This is a genomic window from Saccharopolyspora sp. NPDC045941 (assembly GCF_056431445.1).
In genome coordinates this window covers 23,927-48,391 of record NZ_JBWKKU010000065.1, presented here as the reverse complement: position 1 = coordinate 48,391, position 24,465 = coordinate 23,927, and the positions used below count along the sequence as shown (strand labels likewise).

Genomic DNA, 24,465 nt, shown 5'->3' with positions numbered 1-24,465 from the left:
ATTCGAACCTCTATTAGGGGATCCAGTAGGTGACCCATTGGGGGGTAGGTTGGGGCATCTGACACCTGTGAGTAACCGAGTACGCGCTAAATTGTGTCCACCATCGGGCCGCGCGGGCATCGCCCGATGGTGGCCGATTCGGTGACACGAAGGGATTGCATGCCTTACGTCCTGGGCATTCATCTAGGCGCGACGGCGACCACGGCCGCCATCGCCCGCCGGGACGGCAGCCGGTGGGCGGCGGCCGTGCCGGTTCCGCTGGCGGCCGGGCCGGTGGTGCCGACGGTGCTGTGCAAGGTGCAGGACGGCTCGTTCGTGGCCGGTGAAGCCGCCCAACGGCAGGAGATCACCCACCACGAATGGGTCGCCCGCGGCTTCACCGGGCGGCTCGGGGACGACCTGCCGCTGCTGGTGGGCAGCGAGTTCATCCCGGCGCAGCGGCTGGTCGCGACGATGGTCGAGTGGGTGGCCGACACGGTCGCCCACCGGCAGGGGCACCCCGCCGAGCACATCGCCATCGCGCACAGCGCCACCTGGGGTCCGCACCGCACCCGGCTCGTCCACCAGGCGCTGGTCCAGCTCGGGCTGACCGACGTGACGCTGGTGGCCGAGCCGATGGCCGTCGCCCTGGACTACGCCGCCAAGCAACGGGTCGCCGAGCACGAGCCGATCGTCATCGCCAACGTCGGCGGCAGCGGCTTCGACGCGACCGTGCTGCGGCGGCGCGAGCGCGGGTTCGAGGTGGTCGGGTCGCCGCTGAACGCCGACCACCCCAGCGGCCAGGACCTGGACGACGAGATCTTCGCCGCCGTGCGCGCCGAGTTGGGCGACCGGCTGGACGCGCTGGACCTCGCCGATCTCAACCAGCGGGCCGCCCTCGCGCACCTGCGCGCGGAGTGCGTCCGGGCGAAGGAAGCGCTGTCGCACCAGTCCGGCATGCAGCTGCGGGTGGAATTGCCCGGTCTGCGCACGGAATTCGCGTTGTCCCGTTCGCGGTACGAGCAGCTCGCCCGGCCGCACCTGGAGCGGGTTCCCGAGCTGATCCTGCAGGCGGTGCAGTCGGCGACGCTGTCGCCGGACGACCTCGATTCCGTCGTGCTGGCGGGCGGAACCGCGCGTACGCCGCTGCTGAAGCAGCTGGTGGCCGAGCGGTTGCAGCTGCCGCCGCAGGTCGACGTCGCGCCCGAGCTGGCCGCGGCCGGTGGGGCGGCGCTGGCGGCGGTGCAGGTGCTTTCCACCGACACCGACCAGGGTTCGGTGGCCGAGACCAGCGTGCTGATGCGCATCGAGGGCCCCGAGGAGTCGTTCGACGACGACGCGGAACCGGTGGAGGCGCCGCGCCCGCCGGTCGACGTGGAGCCGCTGCCGCTGGAACCGCCGGACGAAGACCGGGCGCGGCGGATCAAGATCATTAAACTGTCGATCGCCGCCGTGCTGATCATCGGCGGGCTGCTGCTCACTTACTTCCTGCCCAACAACGCGCCACTCGGCGGCGTCCTCAGCGCGATCCAGCACATGCGCCAGTGACCCGGATGACAAGGAATCCAGGCGTGAACCACTCGACGACATCCCGTCCCGCCCTGCTGCCGGACGGGCACGCGGCCGGGCTGCGGTCGGTGATCGCCGCCGATCCGGCCGCGTCGCTCGTCGCCGGAGTGCAAGGTGCGGGCGGATACGGGAAGACGGCGCTGCTGGAGCAGCTCGCCCGCACCTACCACGACGCCGGGATCCCGGTGTTCGACGCGAACGCGCTCGACCGGGCCGGCGACGGCGCGGTGCTGGTCGACGATGCCCACCGGCTCGACGACGCGGTGCTCGGCGAGCTCCGCGAGGTCGCCCGGCGGCCAGGCGCGCGGCTGGTCGTCGCCTACCGGCCGGGGCCGCGGCCCGTGGCGCTGGCGGAGCTGATCGGCGAGCTCGGCGCGCCGGTGCTGCTCGCCGCGCTCGGGCGGGACGAGATCGCGGCGCAGGCCGGGGCGGTCGCGCCGGAGTGGATCGGCTGGCTGCAGGCGCAGACCGGCGGCGTGCCGCGCTACGTGAGCCGGGTGCTCGCGGCGGCCGAGCCGGGCGCGACGGAGCTGCCGGCGCGCGCGCTCGACCAGTTCCAGCACGACCTGGACCAGCTCGGCGAGGCGGGCCGGGAATGCGTGATGGCGATGGCGATCGGTGCGACCCCGCACCCCGATCTGCTCGCCGCGCTGCTCGACCTCGACCCGGCGGAGGTCGGCTCCGCGCTGCTCGCGGTGCGAGCCGCCGGCCTGGTCGGCGCCGACGACGTGCTGCTGCCGATCGTCCGGGCGGCGGCGCTGCGGCTGGCGCCGTGGGAACGGCGGCTCCGGGTGACCCGTCGCCTCGTCGAAACCCAACTGGCCCGCGGCGGTTCGGTGTTGCCGCTGGTCGCTCCGCTGCTCGGGGCCGACATCGCGTTGCTGCCGGAAGCGACCCTGGCCGCGGCGTTCGAGAAGGCGGGCGACGAGGCCCTGCGCGATGCCCCGCACCTGGCGCGGCCGCTGTTCGCCGCCGCGGTTTCGGCGGGGACCCCGGTGGTGTCGGTGGCCGCGCGGCAGGCGCGCGCCGCCGCCGTGGCTGGCGATCTCGACGAGGCGTTGCGCCTGGCGGATCAGGTGATCGTCGACGACGCGGTGCCGGACAAGGAACTCGGCGTGCAGGTCGCGGCGAGCGTCCTGGCGCACCGCGGGCTGCTGGAGCGTTCGGCCGAGCTGTGCCGGTGGTCGGTGGGGAAGCTGCGCTGGCCCGGCGACCGCGCGTTCGCCGCGCTGGGCCTGATCGGCTCCGGCCGGCTGGCCGAGGCCGACGAGCTGCTCAGCTCCTCCGACGACGCCGGGCCGCCGACGTCGATGACCGGCGCCGCCGCGCAACTCGCCGCCGGAGTGCGGGAATCGGTCGTCGGCTCGGCCGCGGCGGCACTGTCCACATTGGTGCGATCAGCCTCGCTTTCGGAGCCGGTGGGCCGAGGCATCCTGGCGCCGGACAGCCCGGCTGCGATCGCCGCCCTCGTCGCGCTGCACTGCGGTGAGCTGGACGTCGCGCAGTCCACGCTGGACCGGGCGATCGGTGCGGACGCGGGCGGCCCGCTGCTGCACCACCGGCACCGGCTGCTGGCGGCCTGGCTGCCCCTCGTGCGCGGCGACACGGTGACGGCGCGCGTGAAACTCCAGGCTGCCGCCGGTCCGGCGGCGCGCGACCGGCTGCTGGCGACCGCGATCGAGGCGGGCATCGCGAGCCGGGACAACGACATGGGGGCCCTCGCCGCCGCCCGGGGGCAGGCGAGGCAGGCCGTCGCCGAGCACTCGGTGGACCTGTTCGCCCTGCTCCCGCTGGGCGAACTCGTGGTCGCGGCGGCGCGACTGCGCGACCAGGACTGGATCGCGCCGTACCTGGCGGAGGCGCGCAGGCTGCTGGAACGGCTCGGCAATCCTCCACTGTGGACGTCAATGCTCACCTGGAAGCGCCTGCAGGCCGCGATCGTGCTGGAAGATCTGGACGACGCGCGGCATCTCGCGGCGGACCTGGACGGCATGGCGCACCACAACCCGCTGGCCACGGCGATGGCCGAAGCCGCCCGCGTGTGGCTGCAGATCCTCACCGGCCAGGTGGACCAGGACGAGGTGGAACAGGCGGCGCGAGGGCTGCACTCGGCCGGGCTGGCCTGGGACGGGGCGCGGCTGGCGGGGCAGGCGGCGATCCACACGAAGGACCGGCGCGCGATGCTCGCGCTGCTGGAATGCGCGCGGGCCCTGCAGGGCAAGCCGCCGCGGCCGCGGGCGGTGCGCGGCGGCGACACCGACCTGCTCAGCGAGCGGGAGAAGGAGGTCGCCGAGCTGGTGCTGGCCGGACTGACCTACAAGCAGGTCGGCAAGCGCCTGTTCATCTCGGCGAAGACGGTGGAGCACCACATAAGCCGCATAAAGCAACGCCTGGGCTGCGCCAACCGGGAAGACCTCCTCAACCGCCTCCGCGAACTCCTGGGCCGGTGACGACCCGGTCCGGATCCCGGGTCCGGCGTCGATTTCGCGCGAAAACGGCGCCTTCGCCCGGTTAGCCGACAGGCGCTAACCGCATCCATCGGCGTCCACCGGCCCTGCGATCAGGCCTTCTGGAGTTCCAGCCCGGCCCGGAGGGTGCCGACGATCTCGAACAGCGCCTCCTGGAAGCGGTCGCCGATCGGGCGGAGGTTGGCGAAGCCGTGGATCAGGTCCGGGAACCGCCGCGCGATCACCGGCACCCCGGACTCGGCAAGCCGCCGCGCGTACTCCTCGCCCTCGTCGCGCAGCGGGTCGAAGCCCGCGGTGACGACGTGCGCCGTCGGCAGCCCGCTGAGGTCCTCGGCGAGCAGCACCGACAGCCGCGGGTCGCCGCGGACGTCCTCCCCCGGCGCGTAGTGGTTCATGAACCAGTCCATGTCGCCGTCGGTGAGCAGGAATCCGTTGGCGAACAGCTCGCGCGACCGGCGGCGCGTGGTGGCGTCGACGGCGGGGTAGATCAGCAGCTGGAACACCGGCTTCGCGGGCCCGGACCGGGTGGCGTGCAGGGCGACCGAGGCGGCCAGGTTGCCGCCCGCGCTGTCCCCGCCGACCGCGATCGCGTCGGGGCTGGTGCCCAGCTCGGCGGCGTTCTCGACGGCGAACCGGTAGGCGTCGAGGGCGTCGTCCAAGGCGGCCGGGTACGGGAACTCCGGCGCGAGCCGGTAGCCCACCGACAGCACCCGGATGCCGGCGTGCTTGGCGAGGAACCGGCACAGGTCGTCGTGGCTGTCCAGGTCGCCGATGACCCAGCCGCCGCCGTGGAAGAAGACCAGCAGCGGGCCCGGCTCGGAAAGCTCGCGCGGCCGGTACAGCCGCGCCGTCAGGTCGCCCGACGCGGTCGGGATCCGGCGGTCCGCCACCACCACGCCGGGCACCTGTCCGGCGGTGATCTTGGTCGACCGCCGCATCGCGGCGCGGGCGATCTCGGGCGTGGCCGCCGACAGCTGCTCGTGGCCGGCCAGCCGCATCAACTTGAGCAGCAGTTGAGCATCGAGCGCGAGTTCCTGGTCGTCCAGTCGAATCGCGCGCCCCGCGAGGAGCCGCCGCGCGGGCTCGGGGAGCGCGAAAACGCCGCGGACGACCGCGGCCTCCAGCGTCGGCTGCACCAGTTCGAGGACCTTCGACATCGGCGTTGACCTCCCCGGAAGGCGACAAGTGGTGCTGAGGTTACCCGCAGGTAGCTGTGGTCCGGGACACGGCCGGGTGGCTTTGACCTCCAGCGCGCTCGAAGTTCTAGCGTGGCGGACAGCCCCGCAGGAGGGGGACAGACGCGGGCAGCGGGTGAAAGGATCGAACGCATGACGGTGACCGTGGTGGGAATCGGCGGATCGGTGCGACCGGACTCGCAATCCGAGCGGGTGCTGCACGCGGCGCTCGCCGGGGCTCGAGAGGCCGGGGCCAAGGTCCACGCGATCACCGGCAGCAGCCTGGCGATGCCGTTCTACGACCCGCACCTGACCGAGCGCACCGACAACGCGCTGGAGCTGGTCGACGCCCTGCGCTCGGCGGACGGCGTCATCCTCGCCTCGCCCGGCTACCACGGCACGATCTCCGGGCTGATCAAGAACGCCCTGGACTACGCCGAGGACCTGCGCGGCGACGAGCGCCCCTACCTGGACGGCCGGGCGGTGGGCTGCATCGGCATCGCCTACGGCTGGCAGGCGACGGTGACGACGCTGCAGGCGCTCCGCTCGGTGGTGCACGCCCTGCGCGGCTGGCCGACGCCGCTGGGCGGCGCGGTGAACTCGGCCGAAACGCAGTTCGAGGCCGGCGGCGAGTGCGCCGACGAGAAGGTGGCGAACGTCCTGCGCACCATCGGCCACCAGGTCGTCGACTTCGCCAACCGCGCCTGACCCCTGCTCCCGGCCGCCCACACCACGCTCCGCCAGGCGCGGAGGTCCGCAATTTCAATGGAAATCGGACCTTCGATTTCCATTGAAATTGCGGCCGCACGCGGACCGGGGGACCGTGATCCGGCTGGGCACACCGCTTCGAAGTGCGAGGGCACCGCCGAGGCAGGACCCTCGAGGGGTCTGCTCGCGTTCGAGGAGGTAGCCCAGCTCATGGCCCAGAAGACCGTCAAGAAGGACCCGATCTCCAGCCCGCTGGCCGACCAGGACCGGGAGATCACCGGCAAGGTGCTGCAAGGCACCCTGCTGGACCTCATCGACCTGCACCTGGTGGCGAAGCAGGCGCACTGGAACGTCGTCGGCAGGCTGTTCCACGACGTGCACCTCCACCTGGACGAACTGGTCACCACCGCGCGCGGCTTCGCCGACGACGTCGCCGAGCGCGCCGCCGCCATCGGCGTCTCGCCCGACGGGCGTGCCGCGACCGTCGCCGACGGCTCCGGCGTGCCGAAGTTCGACTCGGACTGGCGCAGCGACCGCGAGGTGGTCGCGGCGATCGTGGCCGCGTTGGCGGAGCTGATCCGCCGGCTGCGGGCCCGCATCGACGAGACCGACAAGACCGACCTCGTCACCCAGGACCTGCTGATCGGCATCGCCGCGGAACTGGAGAAGTCGCACTGGATGTGGCAGGCACAACTCGCCGAATAGCCGCATCTCCGCAAGTCAGAGCCCGTGCGTACGTTGTGTCGCGAGAGCAGCGCAAAGTGCGCACGGGCTTTCTGCGGCCGGAACGGGGCGTTCAGCGGCCCGCCTCGCGGACCAGGAGCGCGAGCTGGACCCGGTTCGACAGGTTCAGCTTCGCCAGCGCCCGGCTGACGTGCACCTTCACCGTCCCCTCGCTCATCGCCAACTCGGCCCCGACCTCGGCGTTCGACAGGCCCCTGGCCACCGCGCGCACCACGGCGCCCTCCCGCTCGGTCAGCGCCGCCAGCCGCTGCCGCGCCTCCGCTGCCGCAGGCGACTCCAGCTCCGCGAAGGTGTCGAGCAGTCGCTTGGTGATGCTCGGGGTGAGCATGGCGCTGCCTTCGGCGATGATCCGGACGGCGTTGGCCAGATCGCGCGGCGACGTGTCCTTGAGCAGGAATCCCGCCGCGCCGTTGCGCAGCGCGGTGTGCACGTAGTCGTCCAGGTCGAACGTCGTCAGCATGATCACCCGGGGCGGGGCGGGGGAACGCCGCAGCTCCCGCAGCGCGGTCAGCCCGTCCACGCCCGGCATGCGGACGTCCATCAGCACCACGTCCGGCCGGTGCTTCGCGACGGCGATGATCGCTTCGCCGCCGTCGCCCGCCTCGCCGACCACCTCGATGTCCGCCGCCGGTTCCAGGATCATCCGCAGCCCGGCCCGGACCAGCGCCTCGTCGTCGACCACCAGGACCCGGATCACGCGCGCTCCTCCAGCGGGAACCGGACGGACACCGCGAACCCGCCGTCGGCGCGCGGTTCGGCCGCGAACGAGCCGTCGAGCAGCTCGACGCGTTCCCGCAGGCCGACGAGCCCCATGCCGCTGCCGGGCAGCGGCTCGACCGGCTCCCGCGGTGCTTCGTTGATCACGTCGACCTCCAGAACCGAGTCCAGGTAACGCAATCCGACATCGGTGCGAGCCGTTCCGGCGTGCTTGTGGACGTTGGTGAGCGCCTCCTGCACGACGCGGTACGCGGCCTGCTCCACCAGGGTGGGCAGCGGCTGCGGTGCCCCTTCGTCGTGCCGGTGCACCGGGATGCCGGCTTCCCGGGACCGGTCGAGCAGGCCGTCGAGGTCCACCAGCGTCGGCTGCGGCCCGAGGCGGGTGTCCGAGGTCGCGCTCTTGAGGACGCCGATGGAATCCCTGAGCTGCGCCAAGGCTTCCCGGCCGGTGGTGCGGATGAGCTCCGCGGTCGCGGCGGTGCCCGGGTCCACGGCGTTGACCTCCAGCGCGCCCGCGTGCAGCACCATCAGCGACACCCGGTGGGCGACCACGTCGTGCATGTCCCGGGCGATCCGCGCGCGCTCCTGCATCCGCGCCTGCTCCGCGCGGGCGGCCTGCTCGCGCTCCAGCTGCGCGCTGCGTTCGCGGAGGCCGTCCAGCACGTCGTGGCGGGAGCGGTTCCACAGGCCGAGCACGAACGGCAGCGCGACGAACAAGCCGACGCCGCCGAGCGCGGCCAACATGTCGTCCAGCGCCAGGCCCGCTCGGCCGAAAGCCAGGCCGATGGCGGTCGGCAGGAGCACCGCCGCGCTCGCCACCGCGAAGCAACCGATCAGCCGTCGCTGTTCGCGGATCGTGCGGGCGGCCAGGTACGAGCTGACGCACAGCGGCACCCAGGCCGAGATCAGCAGCCAGGCCACCAGCCCGGCCACGATCGTCGGCCAGGGCTTGCGCGGTAGCAGCAGAACGCAGATCACCGATGCGGCCGCCAGCACGGCGGACAGCAGGACGCCGAAGATCGGCGGCGCACCGGAAACCGCCAGCTGGTACGGGATCGGTCCGCCGCTGACCGGCACGAACGTCCCCGCCGCGACCACCGCCGCCAGCAGCACCACCTGCATGCGCTTCGCCACACCACGACCGTAGCCGGGCCGGCCCGCTCCGGCGTCCCACCGAAGTTGAGGCCCGGTGTAACCAAAGTTAGCGCCGGCCGTGGCCTTTCCGGTGACGTGCCGGAGCGGCCTCAGCGCGCACGATTCCGTGCCATGACATCGAAATCGGCCGTCCGGGCAACGGGCCTGGCGAAGCACTACGGCGCGGGAGGTTCCCGGGTGACCGCGCTCGCGGGCGTCGACGTGGCGTTCCGGCACGGCGAGCTCACCGCGATCATGGGGCCGTCCGGCTCCGGCAAGTCGACCCTGCTGCACTGCGTCGCGGGCCTGGACGAGCCCGACGAGGGCCGGGTGTGGATCGGCGACTCCGAACTCACCGGCCTGCGCGACGACGAGCTGACCAGGCTCCGCCGGGACCGCGTGGGATTCGTGTTCCAGGCGTACAACCTGCTGCCCGCGCTCACCGCGCTGGAGAACATCACGCTGCCGTTCGACCTGGCCGGCCGCAAGCCCGACCGGGACGTGCTGCGGAAGGTCGTCGAGGCGGTCGACCTGCAGGACCGGCTGCACCACCGGCCCAGCCAGCTCTCCGGCGGCCAGCAGCAGCGGGTGGCCTGCGCGCGGGCCCTGGTGACCCGGCCCGAGGTGGTCTTCGCCGACGAACCGACCGGCGCCCTGGATTCCGCGACCGCCGAGGAGCTGCTCGGCTTCCTGCGCCGCAGCGTCGACGAGCTCGGGCAGGCCGTCGTGCTGGTGACCCACGAGCCGAGCGTCGCCGCGCACGCCGACCGCGTGCTGTTCCTCAAGGACGGCCGGATCGTGGACGAGATCTCCGCGCCGACGTCCGACAGCGTGCTGGAGCGCATGAAGTCGATGGAGAGGACCGCATCCCGATGCTGAGGACCATGCTGCGCGACCTGCTCGCGCACCGGGCGCGGTTGGCGATGACGCTGTTCGCCATCGCGCTCGGCGTGGCCGCGACGGTCGGGAGCTGGGTGGTCACCGATTCCATCGCGGCCACCCTCGCCGCCCGCGAAATCCGCCATGACGTCGGCGTTTCCGTGCAAAGCCCGGGAAAGGAGCCGGTGCTCGCGCCCATGGACCGGGACCGGCTGGCCGCGGTGCCCGGGGTGGCGCGGGCCGAGGGCGTGATCGTCGGCCGGGCGGGGATCGTCGGCCGCGACGGCAAGCTCGTCCAGACCGGCACGGTCCTGGACCGGGCGGCCACGAACTGGAGCGGCGACGAGCGCTTCGAACTGGTTGCGGGCAGCCCGCCCGCCGGGCCGGGGCAGGTGGCGCTGAACGCGTCGGATGCGCGGACCGCCGGGCTCGCCGTGGGCGATACCGCGCGGATCCTGCTGTCCGAGGGGAAGGTCGACGAGGCCACGGTGACCGCGCTGTTCGGCTACCGCCAGCTGGGACCCGAGTCCATAGTGGACTCGAATGGTCCCTCGGATGCGGTGCCGGTCGTGGCCTACGAGTCGGCGACCGCGGCGGGCCTGCTCGGCGATCGCTTCCACCGGATCGAGCTGACCGGCGCGGATCCCGGAGCGGTCGCGGACGCCGTGCGCGCGCTGGTCCCCGACGACCACCACGTGACGACCGGCCGCGCCCTGGCCGACGCGCTCGCCGAGCAGTCGGCCTCCGACGTGCAGGACCTCCGGATGACGATGCTGCCGTTCGCGGCGGTCGTGCTGCTGGTCGGCATGTTCGTCATCGCCAACACCTTCGCGGTGCTGGTGACCCAGCGGACCCGCCAGTTCGCGCTGCTGCGCGCCGTCGGCGCCCGGAAGCGGCAGGTCAGGGTGGGAATCGCCGCCGAAGCCGCGGCGCTCGGCGTGGCGGGCGGCACGATCGGCACGCTGGCCGGGGTGGCGATCGCCCCGCCGCTGCTCTCGGCGCTGCGCCCGGACGACGAGGTCGCGTTCACCGTCACTCCGTTCGCAGTCCTGCTCGGCTACGCCGTTGCGGTGCTGGTGACGGTACTGGCCGCCAACGGCTCCGCGCGGCGCGCGGCCGCTGTGCCGCCCGTCGCCGCGCTGCGCATGGACGCGGTCGTGCCGCGAGGAGTCAAGCGCAGCAGGAACTTCCTCGGCCTCGGCTGCCTCCTCATCGCCGCCGGGCTGATCACCGCCACGGCGGATCCCAGCTCGTCGAACGCCGCGCGGATCATCGCGCTGGTGGGTGCGGTCGTCGGCGTGATCGGGGTGATCGTGCTCGCGCCGCAGCTCGCCGAGCTCGTGCTGCGCCCGCTCGCGCGAACCTTCGCGAGATCGGGGCCGGCCGTGCGGCTCGGGCTGCGCAACGCGGCGGGCGATCCGCGGCGCACCGCGGGCACGGCGACGGCGATCACCATCGGATTGGCCCTGGTGTGCTCGTTCGCGACGATCAGCTCGACGTTCGCCGCGCTGATCGCCTCGACGACCCGCGCGAACCTGCCGGACCGGACGACGGTCCTGCAGTCCGCCGCCGGCGGCGAATCAGCGCTCACCCCGGCCGAGCTGCGCAAAGCCGCCGGCCTGCCGGGCGTCACCGAGGTGGCGGGGAGTCGCGACGTGCTCATCGAGCTCGCGTACCCGGGCGGCGAGACGGTGCGGCGGATCTCCGCGATCGAACCCGCCGCCCTGGGCACCGTGCTCACGCCGAAGCTGACCGCGGGCAGCGCGGATCTCTCGCGCGGCGTGGTCGTTTCGCAGAACCAGGCCGACATGCTGGGCCTGCGGATGAACGACGAGGTCACCCTGGAACTGGACGCCAAGACCTCGGTCACGCAGCGCGTGGTGGGCGTCTACGACGCGACGGAACTGGGCGCCAGCCTCTTCCTGGACGTCGGCCTGGCGCCCGAATCCCTGCGCAAGCAGGTCACGACGGTGTACGCCTCCGGGCCCGACCCCGTCGCCGCGCGGCAGAGCATCGAGAACGCCTTCCGCGACCGGCCGGACGTGACCATCGGCGACCGCGAGTCGATGGTCCAGGACGGCGTCGACCAGCAGGCGTTCGCCTTCGCCCTGATGTACGCCATGTTCGGCGTCGCGATCGTCATCGCGCTGTTCGGCGTCGTGAACACGCTGATGCTCTCGGTCGCGGAGCGCACCCGCGAGATCGGCGTGTTCCGCGCGGTGGGCGCGATGCGGCTGCTGGTGCGCCGGACGATCCGGGTGGAGAGCACGGTGGTGTCGATCTTCGGCGCGCTGCTCGGGGTGCTGGTGGGCGTGCCGGTGGGGGCGGTGATGCAGCACGCGATGTTCGGCCAGCGCCTGGGGGACTTCACGATGCCGACCGAAGTCATCGCGGCGTCCCTGGTGGCCATCGCGATCTGCGCGGTGCTGGCGGCGATGTGGCCCGCCCGCAGAGCGGCCAGGACCGACGTCCTGAAGGCGATAGCCACGGAGTGACCGGCAAGGTCTCGTGAGTGGTTTGGAGCGCCATAGCAATCCAAACCACTCACGAACCCGGGCAGGACCGGTGCGGTGATCTACCCGATCCGCACCGGCCCACCCCGGTCACCGTTTTTCCGCGACGGGTCAGATCCGGCGGGCTCGTTCGTACTGCTTCGGCCAGATGTTGTCCGCGTGCAGCGCGTCGGCCGCGCGCAGCGGCCAGTGCGGGTCGCGCAGGAGCTCGCGGCCGAGCAGGACCGCGTCCGCCGATCCCGACGAGACGATCTCCTCCGCCTGCTCCGGCGAGGTGATCAGGCCGACCGCCGCCGTCGGGACGTCCGCCTCCGCGCGGATCTGCCGGGCGAATCGCACCTGGTAGCCCGCGCCGATCGGGATGTCCGCCTTCGGCACCGCGCCGCCGGTCGACGTGTCGACGAGGTCCACCCCGCGCTCCGCCAGCAGCCCGGCCAGCCGGACCGAGTCCTCGCCGGTCCAGCCGCCTTCGGCCCAGTCGGTCGCCGAGAGGCGGGCGAGCAGCGGCCGGTCTGCGGGCCAGGCCGCGCGCACCGCTTCGGTGATCTCCAGCAGCACCCGCACCCGGCTCTCGAAGTCGCCGCCGTAGCGGTCGGTCCGGTCGTTGACCAGCGGCGAGTAGAACTGGTGCGCCAGGTAGCCGTGCGCGAAGTGCAGCTCGATCACGTCGAAGCCCGCCGCTTCGGCCCGGCGCGCGGCCGCGGCGAACTGCTCGGGCAGCTCGGCGATCTCGGCCTCGGTCAGCGCGCGCGGCGCGGGCAGGTTGCCGAAGGCGTTGCCGGTCGAGCTGACCGTCTCCCAGCCGCCTTCGGACGCCGGCACCGCATTGCTGCCCTCCCACGGCGGGGTCGTGGACGCCTTGCGCCCGGCGTGCGCGAGCTGCACACCGGTCGCCGCGCCCTGCGCGTGCAGGAAGTCGTTGATCCGCCGCCACGCCGCGACCTGGTCGTCGTTCCACAGCCCGGTGTCCTGCGGGCTGATCCGGCCTTCCGGGACCACCGCGGTCGCCTCGGTGATGATCAACCCGGCCCCGCCGGTGGCGAACTGGCCGAGGTGCACCAGGTGCCAGTCGTCGGGCAGGCCGTCGACGGCCGAGTACTGGCACATCGGCGCGACCCACACGCGGTTGCGGACGACGACGTCGCGAAGCTTGATCGGTTCGAAGAGATGGCTCACGACCAGCTCTGACGCCCTGGCGGAACGAAGTATTCCGAGGCTCCGGCCATCTCACAATCCGGGCGCTCAGAGCGCGCGCAGCAGATCTTCGAAAGCGGCCTCGACGCGGTCGGTGTCGCCGGTGGCGAGCAGGTCGAGCAGCAGGCCGCGCAGCGCCGCGAGCGCCAGCGTCGCCTCGGTGTCGGAGCCGCCGAATGCCTGCCGGAGCCGCGGCAGCCACTCGCGGACGCTCGCCTCGCCGAAGCCGTCCCACGCGCCGCCGTGGGCGTGCAGCGAGCGGGCATAGCTCTCGAAGAAGAACCGGATGATGTTGTGGTGCGCCGGGTCGCTGAGCCACCGCCACAGGGCGCGCAGCACCTCGGCCCGGTCCGCGCAATCGCCGATGGTGTCGGCGAGGAGCCGGAGCTGGACGTCGCGGGCGTGCCGGTGGACTTCCCGCACCAGTTCTTCCTTGGAGCCGAAGAAGTACAACAGCATCCGCGGACTGGAGCCGACCGCCGCCGCCAGCGGCCGCAGCGACACCTCGGAGAGCCCGTGCGTCGCGGAGTAGTCCAGGAGCTTCGCGAGCAGTTCGCCGCGGCGGCCGTCGTCCTGCTGGGTCATCTTCGCCCTCTGTTCCGTTCCTGGTCAGGCTGCTAGCCTACGACTGAAACGATTGTTTCACTCGGCTGGAGCTCCGCATGCCCGACATCACCATCCGGATCGGCCCGCGCCCCGGCGATCTGGGCGCCGTGCTCGCCATGCACGGCGAGCTCTACGCCCGCGAGCACGGCTTCGACGAACGTTTCGAGGCGCACGTCGCGCACGGGCTCGCCGTCTTCGCCGCCGCCCTGGGCGAAGCCCGGGACGAGCCGGGCGCCGAACCCGGCAAGCTGTGGGTCGCCGAGCGCGACGGCGAGGTGGTCGGCACGGTCGCGCTGACCGACGAAGGCGACGGCGTCGCGCAGCTCCGCTGGTTCTTGGTCGCACCGGCCGCGAGAGGCGCCGGGGTCGGCCGGAAGTTGCTGCACGCCCTGCTCGATCACGCGCGCGACCAGGGCTTCGAGCACGTGAAGCTGTGGACGGTCGGCTCGCTGGAATCGGCCGCCCGGCTGTACCTGGATGCGGGATTCCGCTGCACCGAACGAAATCCCGTCCGGCAGTGGGGTCACCGGCTCGAAGAGCTGAGGTACGACCTCGAATTGGGGTGACGGCCATGCGGACCCGAACGTGGCTGCGCGCGGTGACCGAGCACGTGCGGACGATGAACGACCTGTACGACCGCTACCTGCTGGCCTGGCCGCCGCAACCGGAGCCGCTGCACTGGATCCGCCGCGGCGACGCCTGGATCCTGCGCGGCGAAGTGCTCCCCGGGCAACGCCCCGACTGACGCAGGAACGGCCCGCACGCCCGGGGAACGGCGATTTCGCGCGAAATCGCCGCCACTGCTGCAGAGCGCACCGGCGAGTTGGACGAGCGCGGCCCCTGCAACGCCCAACGGACTCACGGCCCTGATCAGCCCAGGTCGGGTTCCGGGCGGAGCTCGATCGAGTCCCCGGGCCGGTGCAGCTCCAGCACGACGAGCTCGTTCTCCCCGGCCCTCCACAGTGGACTCGGGGCGTAGAGCGTGCGCTGCGGGCCGATCGACCAGTAGCGGCCGAGCAGGAAGCCGTTCAGCCACACCATGCCCTTCTCCCAGCCGGGCAGCGCCAGGAAACCATCGGCGGGCTCGCCGATCCGCAGCGTCGCGCGGTGGAAAGCGGGCCCCGCCGGGGCAGCGCCGGGCCGGAACCGCAGGCCAGACAGGTCGTCCAGCGGCAGCGGCCGGATCTCCCAGCCGAACAGCGCCTGCGAGCCGTGCAGGACGCGGTCGGTGATGCCCTTGGGATCGTTGAGCCGATGCCCGTAGTTGATCCGGCCACCGGTATCGACGAGCAGGTCCAGCAGCACCGACTCGCGCGGCACCGGCACTTCGACCGAACCCTGCGGATCGTTGCGGTCGAGCGTGCCGAGCGGCTCGCCGTCGGCGAAGACCAGCGCCCGGTCGGCCAGCCCGCGCACCCGGAGCCCGGCCGTCTCGCACGGGCCCCGCACACGCGTCCGGTAGTGGATCAACCCGTAGGGCTGGCCCAGCGCCTCCATGTGCACCGGGGCGGACCGGTGGACCGGTTCGCCGAGCGCATCGAGCGAGTCCAGCAATCCGGCGGTCGCGTCCGGCTTTACGCGCTGGGCCGGGAGCCGTGGCGGCAGCGCGGGCAGCGGGTCGTCCGGGACCGGTTCGTGCCGGGCGATGACCTCGCGGATCCGGTGGAACTTCGCGGTGAGCTCGCCGGCCTCGCCGATCGGCGAGTCGTAGTCGTAGCTGGTGATCGTCGGCTGGTAGGCGGCCTTCGCATCGTCGAAGTTCGCGCCCGCCCACCAGCCGAAGTTCGTGCCGCCCACCGCCATGTACAGCGACACGGATGCCCCGGCGGCCAGCATCTTCTCGACGTCAGCGGCCGTCTCGACCGGATCGGTGGTGTGGTGCGGCTCGCCCCAGTGGTCGAACCAGCCGTCCCAGAACTCCGTGCACCACAACGGCCCCTCCGGCTGATACCGGCGCAGCGCCGCGAACGGCTCCGTCGGATCGCCGCTGAAGTTCACCGTCGCCAGCTCGTCCGGCAGGTTCCCGCCGCGCAGCATCCACTCCGACGGCCCGTTCGAGCAGAACAGCAGGCTGTCGATCCCGTTGCCGCGCATGGTGTTCCGCAGGTGGTCCAGGTGCGCCCGGTCGTTGCCGTAGCTGCCGTACTCGTTCTCCACCTGGAACGCGATCACCGGGCCGCCGCGGGTCGCCTGCAGCGGCGCCAGCCGCGGCAGCAGCTCGCCGAACCACTCGTCGACCAGATCGCGGTAGGCCGGCTCGTCGCAGCGCAGCGGCAGATCCGGGTCGGCCAGCAGCCAGGCGGGCAGCCCACCGAAGTCCCACTCCGCGCAGATGTACGGGCCGGGCCGGACGACGACCTTCAGCCCGACCTCGGCGGCGGTCTCGACGAACCGGACGAGGTCGCGCCAGCCGGTGAAGTCGGCCGCGCCACGCCGGGGTTCGTGGAAGTTCCAGGCCACGTACGTGTCGACGCTGTTCAGGCCGAGCGCGCGCATCCGGGCCAGCCGGTCGCGCCAGTGGTCGGGATGGGTGCGGAAGTAGTGCATCTCGCCGGCGATGATCCGGAACGGCTCGCCGTCGAGCAGGAACTCGTCGCCGCGCACGGTCAGCCCGGACCGCTGCTGGGCCTGCGCGACGACCTGGTTGGCGCCCACCATGCCGAGGGCGAGGCCGCCGAGCGCGATCGAGCCGACCGAGGAATCCCCGCCGGTTGACGCTTCCCATCACGGCCTCCTTTTCGATGTTGCGCGAAACGACCTAGATTCTTGCGACTTCGAGCGCTCGGAGGCCAGGGGTGCAACCGGATCGGACCAGCGACCACGGGCCGGAAGCCCCTGGCGATCTGTCCCCGCGAGTGCTCATGCTGCGGACATGACGTCGGGCGACGCCGTCCGCTCCGCCACCGTGTGCCACTACAAGCGGGCCGGGGTGGCACCGCCGATCGAGATGATCGAGCGGTTCCGGGTGCTGACCGGGAAGCGGGCCGCCGGACGGGTGCTGGACATCGGCGCGTTCCTCCTCGAAGACCTGCTGGCCTACCGCCACGTCTGCTACCTCGCGATGCTCGGCGCCAAACCGGACCTGCGCAGCGAGCGCCCGGACCTGGACCCCGAGTTCGTCGACGGCGATCCGGCGGACCTGCCGTTCCCGGACGACGCCTTCGACGTGGTGGTCTGCCGGTTCGCCTTGTGCAGCACGGAGAAACCGCAGTCGGCGCTCAGCGAGATCGGCCGGGTGCTGCGGCCGGTCGGCCAACTGCTGTTCCTCGAGCACACCCGGGCGCCCGGCGTCGTGGGGCAGGCGCAGGACCGGGCGCAGGAGATGCTGCGCGGTTGCCGGCGCTGCCGCCTCAACGTCGAGGTGATGCCGCAGCTCTACCGGGCGGGCCTGGTGGTGCGCCGCGCCGACTGGTACTGGCCGTCCGCGCACGTGCGCGCGCCGCTGGTGCAGGGCATCGCCACCCGCCCGGACCCGCAGTACGAGCGCGAACTCGCGTGGCTGCGCAATCCGATTCGCAAACCAGGAGATCCGCCGTGGTCAGGAAGATAGCGGACTGCCGCAAGTACCCGAGCGAGAGCAACTGCTCGCTCACCATCAGCGGCGAGGAGGAAGAGGTGCTGCGCGCCGCCACCGAACACGCGGTGACGGTGCACCGGCACGAGGACACCCCGGAGCTGCGCGAGCAGATCCGGGAACTGCTGGAGGACGAGACCCCGGCCGGCGAGCCGGACGGCATGAACTTCGTGCAGCTCATCGAGTTCAAGACCGGCAAGCTGGACCAGCTCGACGAGCTCCTGGACGAATGGGAGGAAGCCACCGGCGGCAAGCGCACGGCGAAGCGAGCGGTGCTCACCCAGGACCACGAGCACCCGGGCAGCTACTACGAACTCGTCGAATTCCCGTCCTACGAAGAGGCGATGCGCAACTCCCGGCTACCGGAAACAGATGCGCTGTCCCGCAAGATGAGGGACCTCTGCGACGGAGAGCCGACCTTCCACAACCTCGACGTGGTCCGGGCCGAACGACTCTGACCCGAGCACCACGCCACCGGACGAACCCCACCGACCACCCCACCCGCGGAACCCAAGTCCCGTTCGGGTGCGGTTTCAATTGAAACTGCACCTCGGGTATCCGCCGCAACCGGATCCCCAGCCCCAACGGAAACTTGGGGACCACCGGTGTGTCGGGACCACGACACACCGACACCTGTGGACAACTCCCGGGTCCTGTGGACAACTCCCGCAATCTCAATGGAAATCGGACCTCTGATTTCCATTGAAATTGCGGACCCCCGAGACCCGGGGAGCAGTGGGGGTGGGATGGCCTGGGGAGGGGTCAGCCCTGGCCGACGGCGCGGCGGGCGAAGTGGATCTCCGCCGCCACCTGGCGCAACGTCTCCGACACCACCAGCGAACCGTGCCCGGCGTCGTAGCGGTAGAACTCGAACGGGATCTCCCGCCGACCCAGCCGGTCCAGGTAGTTCAGGATCTGCTGGATCGGGCAGCGCGGATCGTTGTCCCCGGCCAGCACCAGCACCGGCGCCCGCACCTCGTCCACGTAGGTGATCGGCGAAGCCTTCTCGTAGATCTCCGGGACGTCCTCCGGCGAGCCGCCGAACAGCGCCCGGTCGTAGGCCCGCAGCGGCTCCATCTCGTCGGCGTACGCCGACACGTAGTCGGCCACCGGCACCCCGGCGACGCCGCCCGCCCACCGCTCCGGCTGCGTGCCCAGCGCCAGCAGCGTCAGGTAGCCGCCCCACGACGCGCCCGCGACGACGCTCAGCGCCGGCGTGGTCAGGCCCGCGTCGATCGCCCAGTCGTGCACCCGCGCGACGTCGGCCAGCTCGGTCAGGCCCGGGCGGCCCTCGATGGCGTCCCGCCACGCCGAGCCGTACCCGGTCGAGCCCCGGTAGTTGATCTCCACGACCGCGAACCCGGCGTCCAGCCAGGCAGCCCGGTAGGCGGAGAACCGGTCCTCGTCGGCCGCGTGCGGGCCGCCGTGCAGGTTGAACACCGTCGGCAGCGGCCCGTCGCCGGCATCGGCCGGGCGCGCCACCAGCGCGTGCACCGTCTCGTTCGGCCCGTACGGGACTTCCACGAAGACGTCGGTGACGGCCTCCGAGCCCGGCGGGCGCTCACCGGGCGGCGTCAGCAGCACCCGGTCGTCGCCGTCCCGCGAGACCGTGCGCACCAGCGACGGCGTCGCCGCCGACGACCACACGTACTCCACCGAGTGGTCCGGGCGCACCGACGCCCCGGCCACCGTGCCCGGCTGGGTCGGCAGCTCGGTGAGGGTGTCCGCAGCCAGGTCGTAGCGGTGCATCGTGGTCCGCGCGTGGTGGGTGTGCGCGATCAGCAGCGCCTTGCCGTCCGGGTACCAGTCGGCGGAGACCTCGCCGGGCAGGTCGAGCTTGATCTCGCTCTCGGTGTCCTCGGCGACGTCCCAGACCAGCAGTTCTTCCTTGCCACGCCGCTCGTGCAGCACCAGCAGCCGCGGGTCGCCGGTGACCGGCGCGAACGCCAGCGCGTCCAGGCCCTTGCCCGGACCGTCCCACTTCTCGGCAACCTCGGATCCGTCGACGCGCAGCACCCGCAGCGCGGGGTGGCGGCTGTCGCCGTGCTCGGAGTGCGAGATCACCACCATCGACTCGTCCCAGGACATCGCGGACAGCCCGCCGTCCTGCTCGTGCTCGTAGAGCACCTCCGGCCGCCCGCCGTCGCGCGCCACCCACACCGTCACGCCGTCGTCGGTGGACATCCCGATGCCGATCACCGACGAACCGAGCTCCAGCCCTGCCGGGTACCCGGGGTGCGTGCCAGGCAGGGCGGGCCGGGACTCGCCGGCGGCGAAGGGCTCGACCACCCAGCTGCCGAACTCGTCGCCGTCGGTGTCGTCGAACCACCAGATTTGCTCGCCGTCGGCGGACAACGTCCCGTGGAACGTCCCTTGTGGACGGTCAGTGACCTGGCGGTGCTTGTCCGCGTCGCGGTCCCAGGTGTAGATCTCCCAGGTGCCGCTGAAGTTCGACACGTACAGGCTGCGTTGCGGGGCGTCCCGCGCCCAGTCGGGTAGCGACACGCGGGGCGCGCTGAACCGGGCCCGCCAGCGGGCCTCCCGCTCCGGGTCGTCGAACAGCTTCTCTGGGATCTTCGCCTCGGGGTAGGTGCTCACGCCCCGATACTGCCCGATGGAGCGGCCGACTGCGGAGCAGGCAGGCGCTCAGCGCCGGACCTCGAAGAAGAAGCAGCCGAACTCCACCGCCCGCACGTGCACCAGCGCGACCTCCGGGTCCATCAGGAGGTCCTCGGCGGTGCGCTCGGAGAGCCCGGTGTTCCGGTCGAGCAGGCAGCCGCCGAGGATGTGGCCGTCCTCGGAGTAGGCGCGCAGCACGCGTCGGCTGCCGCGCAGTTCCTCGGGCCACGCCGGCGAAGCAGGGCCGTCGCAGGACTCGGCGTGGATGAACACGGGCCCGACCTCGTCGTAAGCGCCCGGATCGGCCCCGGTCTCCTGAGCCCAGCGCCGCAGCGGGGCGTAGGAGACGAGCGCGATCCGCTCGCCGGGCTGGGCGCGCCGCAGGCAGCAGCGCAGCGGAGCGCCGTCCTTCGCGTCTTCGATGCGGACGGAAGGTTCGCGCCCGGCGTCATCGAGCTTGCGGAGTTCGTCGAGCACGTCAGGTTCGATGGGCAACACGCGGAAGGTCATACCTCGATCGTCGTCGCACCCCACGGCGGAATCTGGCGGGAAACGGCCGCCTCACTCGGGAAGCCGCCGTCACGGCGTGGTCGGCAGCGCGGACGGGTCGGTGGCCACGCCGCGCAGGCGGTTCAGGATGGCGTTGGCCGCCTTGTCGTAGCAGGTGCTCTCGTCGTGCAGGACGGACTCGGCGTTGGCCATCTCCAGGAACGCCGCGAGCTCGAAGACCAGTTGCGGGACGTCGGCGTCGGCTGCCATCCCGCCCGACCGCTGCGCGTCCCGCGCGATCTGTTCGAGGAAGGCGAACCAGTCGGCGCGGCCCTCGGCGAGGGCGTCGTGGACCTTGCCCTCGCGGGCGTCGAATTCCGCCGACGCGGAGTAGAAGAAGCAGCCGCCCGGGAAGACCCGGTCCCGGGAGTATCCGAGCCAGCCGGCGCACACCTGCCACAGGCGGCCGAGCCCGGGCGGGAGGTCGCGAACCGGCTCGATCACGTGCTCGGCAAAGATCTTGGTGGCCGCGCGGACCACGGCGAGCTGCAGGTCCTCCTTGGAGCCGAACAGGGCGAACACGCCGCTCTTGCTGAGTTCGAGCTCGCTCGCGAGCCGTCCCAGGGACAGTCCTTCGAGTCCTTCGACGGATGCCACGTCGACGGCGCGGCGGAGGACCAGCTGGCGGGTCCGGTTCCCGCGCTCGACTCGCCGGTCGTTGTGCGGTGCTGCCACGTCGGTACCCACGTCTTCCTGGTCGGTCGATGTCCGAGCTTAGCGAGAAGAGTGGACGACCGTGCGTTCGATGTTGTAGTAAAGAAGCACGAACGACCGTGCTATTTGTTAGAGAAGGGCGCGACCAGCGCCTTCGGAGGAGATCTTCATGGGCAGCATCTGGTTCACCTCGTGGCGACCCGGCCCCGAGCCCGGCGGTGCGGCCGTCGTGAGCATCACCGAGTTCGCGCCGCACCGGCCGTGGACCATGATCGGCGTGGGCGTCGCGGGAGTCGTCCTGCGCAGGTCCTGGCCGGATCTGGACGGCGCGGTCGGGATGTGGCTGTGGGCGGTGCCCGGCCTCCGGCGCCCGCGCTCAGGTGCGGTCTCGGTGTGGCGCGACGAGGAAGCCCTGCGGCGCTTCGTCGGACGTCCCGATCACGTGCGGATCATGCGCGCCTACCGCGACCGCGGCGCCCTGCGGTCGACGATGTGGCGAACCGAGCGCTTCGACCGGCCCGCCGTCCGCGAAGCCGCCCGCGCACTCATCACCGGACGCTCCGCCTGGCCGGCGTAGGCGAGAACGAGAAAGGGCCTTGGCCGAAAACTCCGGCCAAGGCCCTCTTCTGCGTCGGGGTGGCGGGATTTGAACCCACGACCTCTTCGACCCGAACGAAGCGCGCTCCCAAGCTGCGCCACACCCCGATCTTCCAGCGGTGAACATCTCGGGTGCTCGTTCAACCGCTGGATCATAGTCTAGCGGACGCTTTCACCCGCTCCGAACGGGGTCCTATTAGCGGCGTTATTACTGGTAGGAGCCGGTTTTTGGGTCCTCGGCAGCAGCGTCAGCAAGGTCGCCTCCGGCGGGCACGCGAAGCGCACCGGCGCGTACGGCGAGGTGCCCAGTCCGGCCGACACGTGCAGGTGCATGTGCTCGCCCCAGGTGGACGCGCCGCGCGCCCGCGACCGGTCCAGCTCGCAGTTGGTCACCAGCGCCCCGTAGCCCGGCAGCCGCAGCTGCCCGCCGTGGGTGTGGCCGGCCATCACCAGGTCGTAGCCGTCCTCGGCGAACGAGTCCAGCACCCGCGGCTCGGGGGAGTGCGTCACGCCCAGGCGCAGGTGGGCGTCGGACGGCACCGGGCCGGCGATCAGGTCGTAGCGGTCCAGGTGCAGGTGCGGGTCGTCGAGCCCGGCCAGGTGGATCCGCATCCCGGCGACCTCGATCTCGTGCCGGCGGTGCGTCGCGTCCAGCCAGCCGCGCTCGGTCATCGCCGCCCGCAGGTCGCGCCACGGCAGCGGCTCCCCGTGGAGCCGCTTCGCCTTCCACGACGGCACCAGGTAGCGGGCCGGGTTCTTCTTGGTCGGCCCGTAGTAGTCGTTGCTGCCGAAGATGAACACGCCGGGCTTGTCCAGCAGCGGTCCCATCGCGCGCAGCGCCGCGGGCACCGCCTGCGGGTGCGCCAGGTTGTCGCCGGTGTTGACCACCAGATCCGGGTCCAGCTCGGCGAGCTCGGCCACCCACCGCTGCTTGGACCGCTGGTTCGGGGTCATGTGCAGGTCGGAGATGTGCAGCACGCGAAGCGGTGCCGCGTCCTCGGCGAGCACCGGCAGCGTCGCCTGCCGGAGCGTCCAGTGGCGCCGTTCGATCGCGGCCGAGTAGGTGACCGCGGCGGCGCCGAGGGCGCCCGTGCTGAGCAGAATCCGCCCGAACTTGTTCACCCCACCAACCCTACGACGACACCGGCCCGGGTGGCGTTCGGCCTGACGCCGGGCGGCCCGGCGCGCAGCGGGATAATCACCACATGGCCGAGCTCAAGGACAAGCTGCGGGCGGACCTCTCCGCCGCGATGAAGCAACGCGACACCGTCGTCACCGGGGTCCTGAGGATGGCGCTGGCCGCCGTCGGCAAGGAGGAGGTCGCGGGCAAGCAGGCGCGCGAGCTCACCGACGAAGAGGTGCAGCGCGTGCTGAACAAGGAGGCGAAGAAGCGCGACGAGGCCGCCGAAGCGTTCCGCGGCGCCGGTCGCGCGGAGCAGGCCGACGCCGAGGTCGGCGAGGCCGAGATCCTGCGGCGCTACCTGCCGCAGCCGCTCGGCGACGACGAGCTGGCGCAGCTCGTGCGGGACGCGGTCGCGGAGGTCGAGGGCGAGCTCGGCGACCGCCCGGGCATGAAGCAGATGGGCCAGGTCATGAAGGCGGCGAACGCCAAGGTGGCGGGCCGCGCCGAGGGCGGCAAGGTCGCGGCCCTGGTCAAGGCCCAGCTGGCCGGCTGACTCCCGAGGTCATGTTTGTGCTGGTCACGGGGCCGTGAGTGTTTCGGGGTGGCATAGCGCCCCAAAGCGCTCACGGCCTCGTGCCTGCTGAAACGTCGTGACACCGCGGTGAAACCCGCGTCCGCATCCTCGGCGTGGTCGTGGACTTCGGTCCGTTCCACGCGAAGAGGAGCCACGATGCAGCACGAACCGAACGAGGGCGCCGCGCTACGCCGGTACGAGGTCGACGGGCGGTGGCTGTTCCCGCACCGTTCGGGCACCGGCGGCCCGCCGCTGGTGTTCCTGCCCGGCGCCGACGGCCTGGACTACCTGAACGTTCTATTCGCCTGTGGCGTTGTGGCGCCAGTAGGCGAGGGCGTAGAGGCGGCGCCGGTCCAGGCCGAGTTCCCGTTGGCAGTGCTCGCGGAGCTGGTGCACCACGTCGGCCTCCGCGCCGATCCACACGTGCGGGTCCGGGCTCAGCTCGGCGGACCGCAGCGCATCCACGAGCAGCGTGCTCTCCGCCGCCGGAACGCCGTCGCGGTGCAGCCAGTGCCAGGTGACATCGGCGGCGGAACCGAGCGACTGCTCCTCCGCCGCATCGGCGACCTCGGCGAACACCTGCACGCGGGCCTCGGCGGGCAGCTCCTCCAGGATCGCCGCGATCGCCGGTAGCGCCGTCTCGTCGCCGACCAGCACCAGCGGATCGGCGTCCGGCTGCGGCCGGTACGCGGGGCTGGGGCCGACGGTGACGATCTGCTCGCCCGGCGCGGCCTGCGTCGCCCACGTGCTGCCCGGCCCGTCGTGGTCGTGCACGACGAAGTCGATCGCCAGCTCCTGCCGCTGCGGGTCGAACCAGCGGACGGTGTAGGTGCGCTGCCGGGGCTGCTGCTCGCGGGGCAGCGCGAACACCTCGGCACGGGTCCGGCCCAGCGGCATCGGCTGGCCGGGCTGCGGCAGGCACAGCTTGATGCGCTGGTCGCTGCCGTTGCTGACGAAGTCCGAGAGCTCCGGGCCGCCGAGCGTGACGCGCACCATCCGAGGCGTGATGCGCTCGGTCGACCGCACGTCCAGCAACCGGTATCGGGATCGCGCGCGCCTGGTGCTCGCTTGCGTGTTCGTCACACCTCC

23 protein-coding genes and 1 tRNA gene are annotated in these 24,465 nt (G+C 72.0%); 12 read left to right on the top strand and 12 right to left on the bottom strand.

All coding sequences use genetic code 11. From position 1 onward, the window contains the following. The first annotated feature begins 159 nt into the window (after positions 1 to 159). Positions 160 to 1,527 carry an Hsp70 family protein gene (locus AC07FN_RS36615; protein WP_478399764.1) on the top strand — a complete coding sequence of 456 codons (1,368 nt, stop codon included), beginning with the start codon at positions 160 to 162 and terminating at the stop codon, positions 1,525 to 1,527. A 23-nt stretch (positions 1,528 to 1,550) separates the two neighbouring features. Further along, positions 1,551 to 3,998 carry a helix-turn-helix transcriptional regulator gene (locus AC07FN_RS36610; RefSeq protein WP_478399763.1) on the top strand — a complete coding sequence of 816 codons (2,448 nt, stop codon included), beginning with the start codon at positions 1,551 to 1,553 and terminating at the stop codon, positions 3,996 to 3,998. Between the two features lie 110 nt (positions 3,999 to 4,108). On the opposite strand, the gene AC07FN_RS36605 is transcribed toward AC07FN_RS36610, so the two are convergent. Next, positions 4,109 to 5,173, bottom strand: a complete 1,065-nt coding sequence (locus AC07FN_RS36605; RefSeq protein WP_478399762.1) for an alpha/beta hydrolase — start codon at positions 5,171 to 5,173, stop codon at positions 4,109 to 4,111. A 171-nt stretch (positions 5,174 to 5,344) separates the two neighbouring features. Between AC07FN_RS36605 and AC07FN_RS36600 the strand changes: the two genes are divergently transcribed. Continuing rightward, positions 5,345 to 5,899, top strand: a complete 555-nt coding sequence (locus AC07FN_RS36600) for an NADPH-dependent FMN reductase (protein ID WP_478399761.1) — start codon at positions 5,345 to 5,347, stop codon at positions 5,897 to 5,899. Between the two features lie 210 nt (positions 5,900 to 6,109). Beyond that, positions 6,110 to 6,604, top strand: a complete 495-nt coding sequence (locus tag AC07FN_RS36595) for a Dps family protein (RefSeq protein ID WP_358567537.1) — start codon at positions 6,110 to 6,112, stop codon at positions 6,602 to 6,604. Between the two features lie 91 nt (positions 6,605 to 6,695). Here the strand turns inward: AC07FN_RS36595 and AC07FN_RS36590 are convergent, their stop codons facing one another. Both AC07FN_RS36590 and AC07FN_RS36585 read right to left on the bottom strand, forming a co-directional pair. After that, the gene (locus tag AC07FN_RS36590) at positions 6,696 to 7,340 is read right to left on the bottom strand and encodes a response regulator (RefSeq protein ID WP_478399760.1); all 645 of its coding nucleotides are present in this window, start codon (positions 7,338 to 7,340) and stop codon (positions 6,696 to 6,698) included. Next, a complete protein-coding gene (locus AC07FN_RS36585) occupies positions 7,337 to 8,494 on the bottom strand; it encodes a sensor histidine kinase (protein WP_478399759.1) in 1,158 nt (385 codons plus the stop codon). Before AC07FN_RS36585 ends, AC07FN_RS36590 begins: the two co-directional genes overlap by 4 nt. A gap of 132 nt (positions 8,495 to 8,626) precedes the next feature. Here AC07FN_RS36585 and AC07FN_RS36580 point away from each other — a divergent pair, with 132 nt between their 5' ends. Next, a complete protein-coding gene (locus AC07FN_RS36580; RefSeq protein ID WP_478399758.1) occupies positions 8,627 to 9,373 on the top strand; it encodes an ABC transporter ATP-binding protein in 747 nt (248 codons plus the stop codon). Next, positions 9,367 to 11,868, top strand: coding sequence for an ABC transporter permease (locus tag AC07FN_RS36575; protein ID WP_478399757.1), 2,502 nt, complete (start codon positions 9,367 to 9,369; stop codon positions 11,866 to 11,868). Before AC07FN_RS36580 ends, AC07FN_RS36575 begins: the two co-directional genes overlap by 7 nt. Positions 11,869 to 11,997: 129 nt before the next feature. Here the strand turns inward: AC07FN_RS36575 and AC07FN_RS36570 are convergent, their stop codons facing one another. Both AC07FN_RS36570 and AC07FN_RS36565 read right to left on the bottom strand, forming a co-directional pair. Beyond that, positions 11,998 to 13,062, bottom strand: coding sequence for an NADH:flavin oxidoreductase/NADH oxidase (locus AC07FN_RS36570; protein WP_478399756.1), 1,065 nt, complete (start codon positions 13,060 to 13,062; stop codon positions 11,998 to 12,000). A 66-nt stretch (positions 13,063 to 13,128) separates the two neighbouring features. Continuing rightward, entirely contained in the window at positions 13,129 to 13,665 is a 537-nt protein-coding gene (locus AC07FN_RS36565; protein WP_452613651.1) for a TetR/AcrR family transcriptional regulator, read from the bottom strand. A 77-nt stretch (positions 13,666 to 13,742) separates the two neighbouring features. Between AC07FN_RS36565 and AC07FN_RS36560 the strand changes: the two genes are divergently transcribed. Continuing rightward, entirely contained in the window at positions 13,743 to 14,252 is a 510-nt protein-coding gene (locus AC07FN_RS36560) for a GNAT family N-acetyltransferase (protein ID WP_478399755.1), read from the top strand. Between the two features lie 5 nt (positions 14,253 to 14,257). Further along, entirely contained in the window at positions 14,258 to 14,431 is a 174-nt protein-coding gene (locus tag AC07FN_RS36555; protein WP_478399754.1) for a hypothetical protein, read from the top strand. Between the two features lie 125 nt (positions 14,432 to 14,556). Here the strand turns inward: AC07FN_RS36555 and AC07FN_RS36550 are convergent, their stop codons facing one another. After that, on the bottom strand, positions 14,557 to 16,344 hold the full coding sequence (locus AC07FN_RS36550) for a glycoside hydrolase family 35 protein (protein WP_478399753.1): 1,788 nt from the start codon (positions 16,342 to 16,344) through the stop codon (positions 14,557 to 14,559). A 214-nt stretch (positions 16,345 to 16,558) separates the two neighbouring features. On the opposite strand from AC07FN_RS36550, the gene AC07FN_RS36545 reads away from it, so the two are divergent. Together AC07FN_RS36545 and AC07FN_RS36540 are read left to right on the top strand one after the other, a co-directional pair. After that, a complete protein-coding gene (locus AC07FN_RS36545; protein ID WP_478399752.1) occupies positions 16,559 to 17,236 on the top strand; it encodes a class I SAM-dependent methyltransferase in 678 nt (225 codons plus the stop codon). Continuing rightward, positions 17,221 to 17,718, top strand: coding sequence for a DUF1059 domain-containing protein (locus AC07FN_RS36540; protein ID WP_478399751.1), 498 nt, complete (start codon positions 17,221 to 17,223; stop codon positions 17,716 to 17,718). Before AC07FN_RS36545 ends, AC07FN_RS36540 begins: the two co-directional genes overlap by 16 nt. 304 nt (positions 17,719 to 18,022) lie before the next feature. On the opposite strand, the gene AC07FN_RS36535 is transcribed toward AC07FN_RS36540, so the two are convergent. The 3 genes from AC07FN_RS36535 to AC07FN_RS36525 form a co-directional block, all read right to left on the bottom strand. Next, positions 18,023 to 19,858, bottom strand: a complete 1,836-nt coding sequence (locus AC07FN_RS36535) for a S9 family peptidase (protein ID WP_358567502.1) — start codon at positions 19,856 to 19,858, stop codon at positions 18,023 to 18,025. Positions 19,859 to 19,906: 48 nt separating this feature from the next. After that, positions 19,907 to 20,389, bottom strand: coding sequence for a DUF1203 domain-containing protein (locus tag AC07FN_RS36530; protein WP_478399750.1), 483 nt, complete (start codon positions 20,387 to 20,389; stop codon positions 19,907 to 19,909). Positions 20,390 to 20,458: 69 nt separating this feature from the next. Next, positions 20,459 to 21,115, bottom strand: a complete 657-nt coding sequence (locus tag AC07FN_RS36525) for a TetR/AcrR family transcriptional regulator (protein WP_478399749.1) — start codon at positions 21,113 to 21,115, stop codon at positions 20,459 to 20,461. A 136-nt stretch (positions 21,116 to 21,251) separates the two neighbouring features. Between AC07FN_RS36525 and AC07FN_RS36520 the strand changes: the two genes are divergently transcribed. Further along, a complete protein-coding gene (locus AC07FN_RS36520) occupies positions 21,252 to 21,659 on the top strand; it encodes a hypothetical protein (protein ID WP_478399748.1) in 408 nt (135 codons plus the stop codon). A 54-nt stretch (positions 21,660 to 21,713) separates the two neighbouring features. Here AC07FN_RS36520 and AC07FN_RS36515 read toward each other — a convergent pair. Next, positions 21,714 to 21,787 (bottom strand) — tRNA-Pro (locus AC07FN_RS36515). A 51-nt stretch (positions 21,788 to 21,838) separates the two neighbouring features. Continuing rightward, entirely contained in the window at positions 21,839 to 22,801 is a 963-nt protein-coding gene (locus tag AC07FN_RS36510) for a metallophosphoesterase (RefSeq protein WP_478399747.1), read from the bottom strand. Positions 22,802 to 22,884: 83 nt separating this feature from the next. Between AC07FN_RS36510 and AC07FN_RS36505 the strand changes: the two genes are divergently transcribed. Then, on the top strand, positions 22,885 to 23,355 hold the full coding sequence (locus AC07FN_RS36505; RefSeq protein ID WP_478399746.1) for a GatB/YqeY domain-containing protein: 471 nt from the start codon (positions 22,885 to 22,887) through the stop codon (positions 23,353 to 23,355). 318 nt (positions 23,356 to 23,673) lie between these two features. Here the strand turns inward: AC07FN_RS36505 and AC07FN_RS36500 are convergent, their stop codons facing one another. Continuing rightward, a complete protein-coding gene (locus AC07FN_RS36500; RefSeq protein WP_478399745.1) occupies positions 23,674 to 24,459 on the bottom strand; it encodes a siderophore-interacting protein in 786 nt (261 codons plus the stop codon). Between the last annotated feature and the right edge of the window lie 6 nt (positions 24,460 to 24,465).

Coding starts and splice junctions, on each gene's coding strand:
- AC07FN_RS36615 (WP_478399764.1), top strand. CDS start 160: ATGCCTTACGTCCTGGGCATTCATCTAGGCGCGACGGCGACCACGGCC.
- AC07FN_RS36605 (WP_478399762.1), bottom strand. CDS start 5,173: ATGTCGAAGGTCCTCGAACTGGTGCAGCCGACGCTGGAGGCCGCGGTC.
- AC07FN_RS36600 (WP_478399761.1), top strand. CDS start 5,345: ATGACGGTGACCGTGGTGGGAATCGGCGGATCGGTGCGACCGGACTCG.
- AC07FN_RS36595 (WP_358567537.1), top strand. CDS start 6,110: ATGGCCCAGAAGACCGTCAAGAAGGACCCGATCTCCAGCCCGCTGGCC.
- AC07FN_RS36580 (WP_478399758.1), top strand. CDS start 8,627: ATGACATCGAAATCGGCCGTCCGGGCAACGGGCCTGGCGAAGCACTAC.
- AC07FN_RS36575 (WP_478399757.1), top strand. CDS start 9,367: ATGCTGAGGACCATGCTGCGCGACCTGCTCGCGCACCGGGCGCGGTTG.
- AC07FN_RS36565 (WP_452613651.1), bottom strand. CDS start 13,665: ATGACCCAGCAGGACGACGGCCGCCGCGGCGAACTGCTCGCGAAGCTC.
- AC07FN_RS36560 (WP_478399755.1), top strand. CDS start 13,743: ATGCCCGACATCACCATCCGGATCGGCCCGCGCCCCGGCGATCTGGGC.
- AC07FN_RS36555 (WP_478399754.1), top strand. CDS start 14,258: ATGCGGACCCGAACGTGGCTGCGCGCGGTGACCGAGCACGTGCGGACG.
- AC07FN_RS36550 (WP_478399753.1), bottom strand. CDS start 16,344: ATGGTGGGCGCCAACCAGGTCGTCGCGCAGGCCCAGCAGCGGTCCGGG.
- AC07FN_RS36545 (WP_478399752.1), top strand. CDS start 16,559: ATGACGTCGGGCGACGCCGTCCGCTCCGCCACCGTGTGCCACTACAAG.
- AC07FN_RS36530 (WP_478399750.1), bottom strand. CDS start 20,389: ATGACCTTCCGCGTGTTGCCCATCGAACCTGACGTGCTCGACGAACTC.
- AC07FN_RS36520 (WP_478399748.1), top strand. CDS start 21,252: ATGGGCAGCATCTGGTTCACCTCGTGGCGACCCGGCCCCGAGCCCGGC.
- AC07FN_RS36505 (WP_478399746.1), top strand. CDS start 22,885: ATGGCCGAGCTCAAGGACAAGCTGCGGGCGGACCTCTCCGCCGCGATG.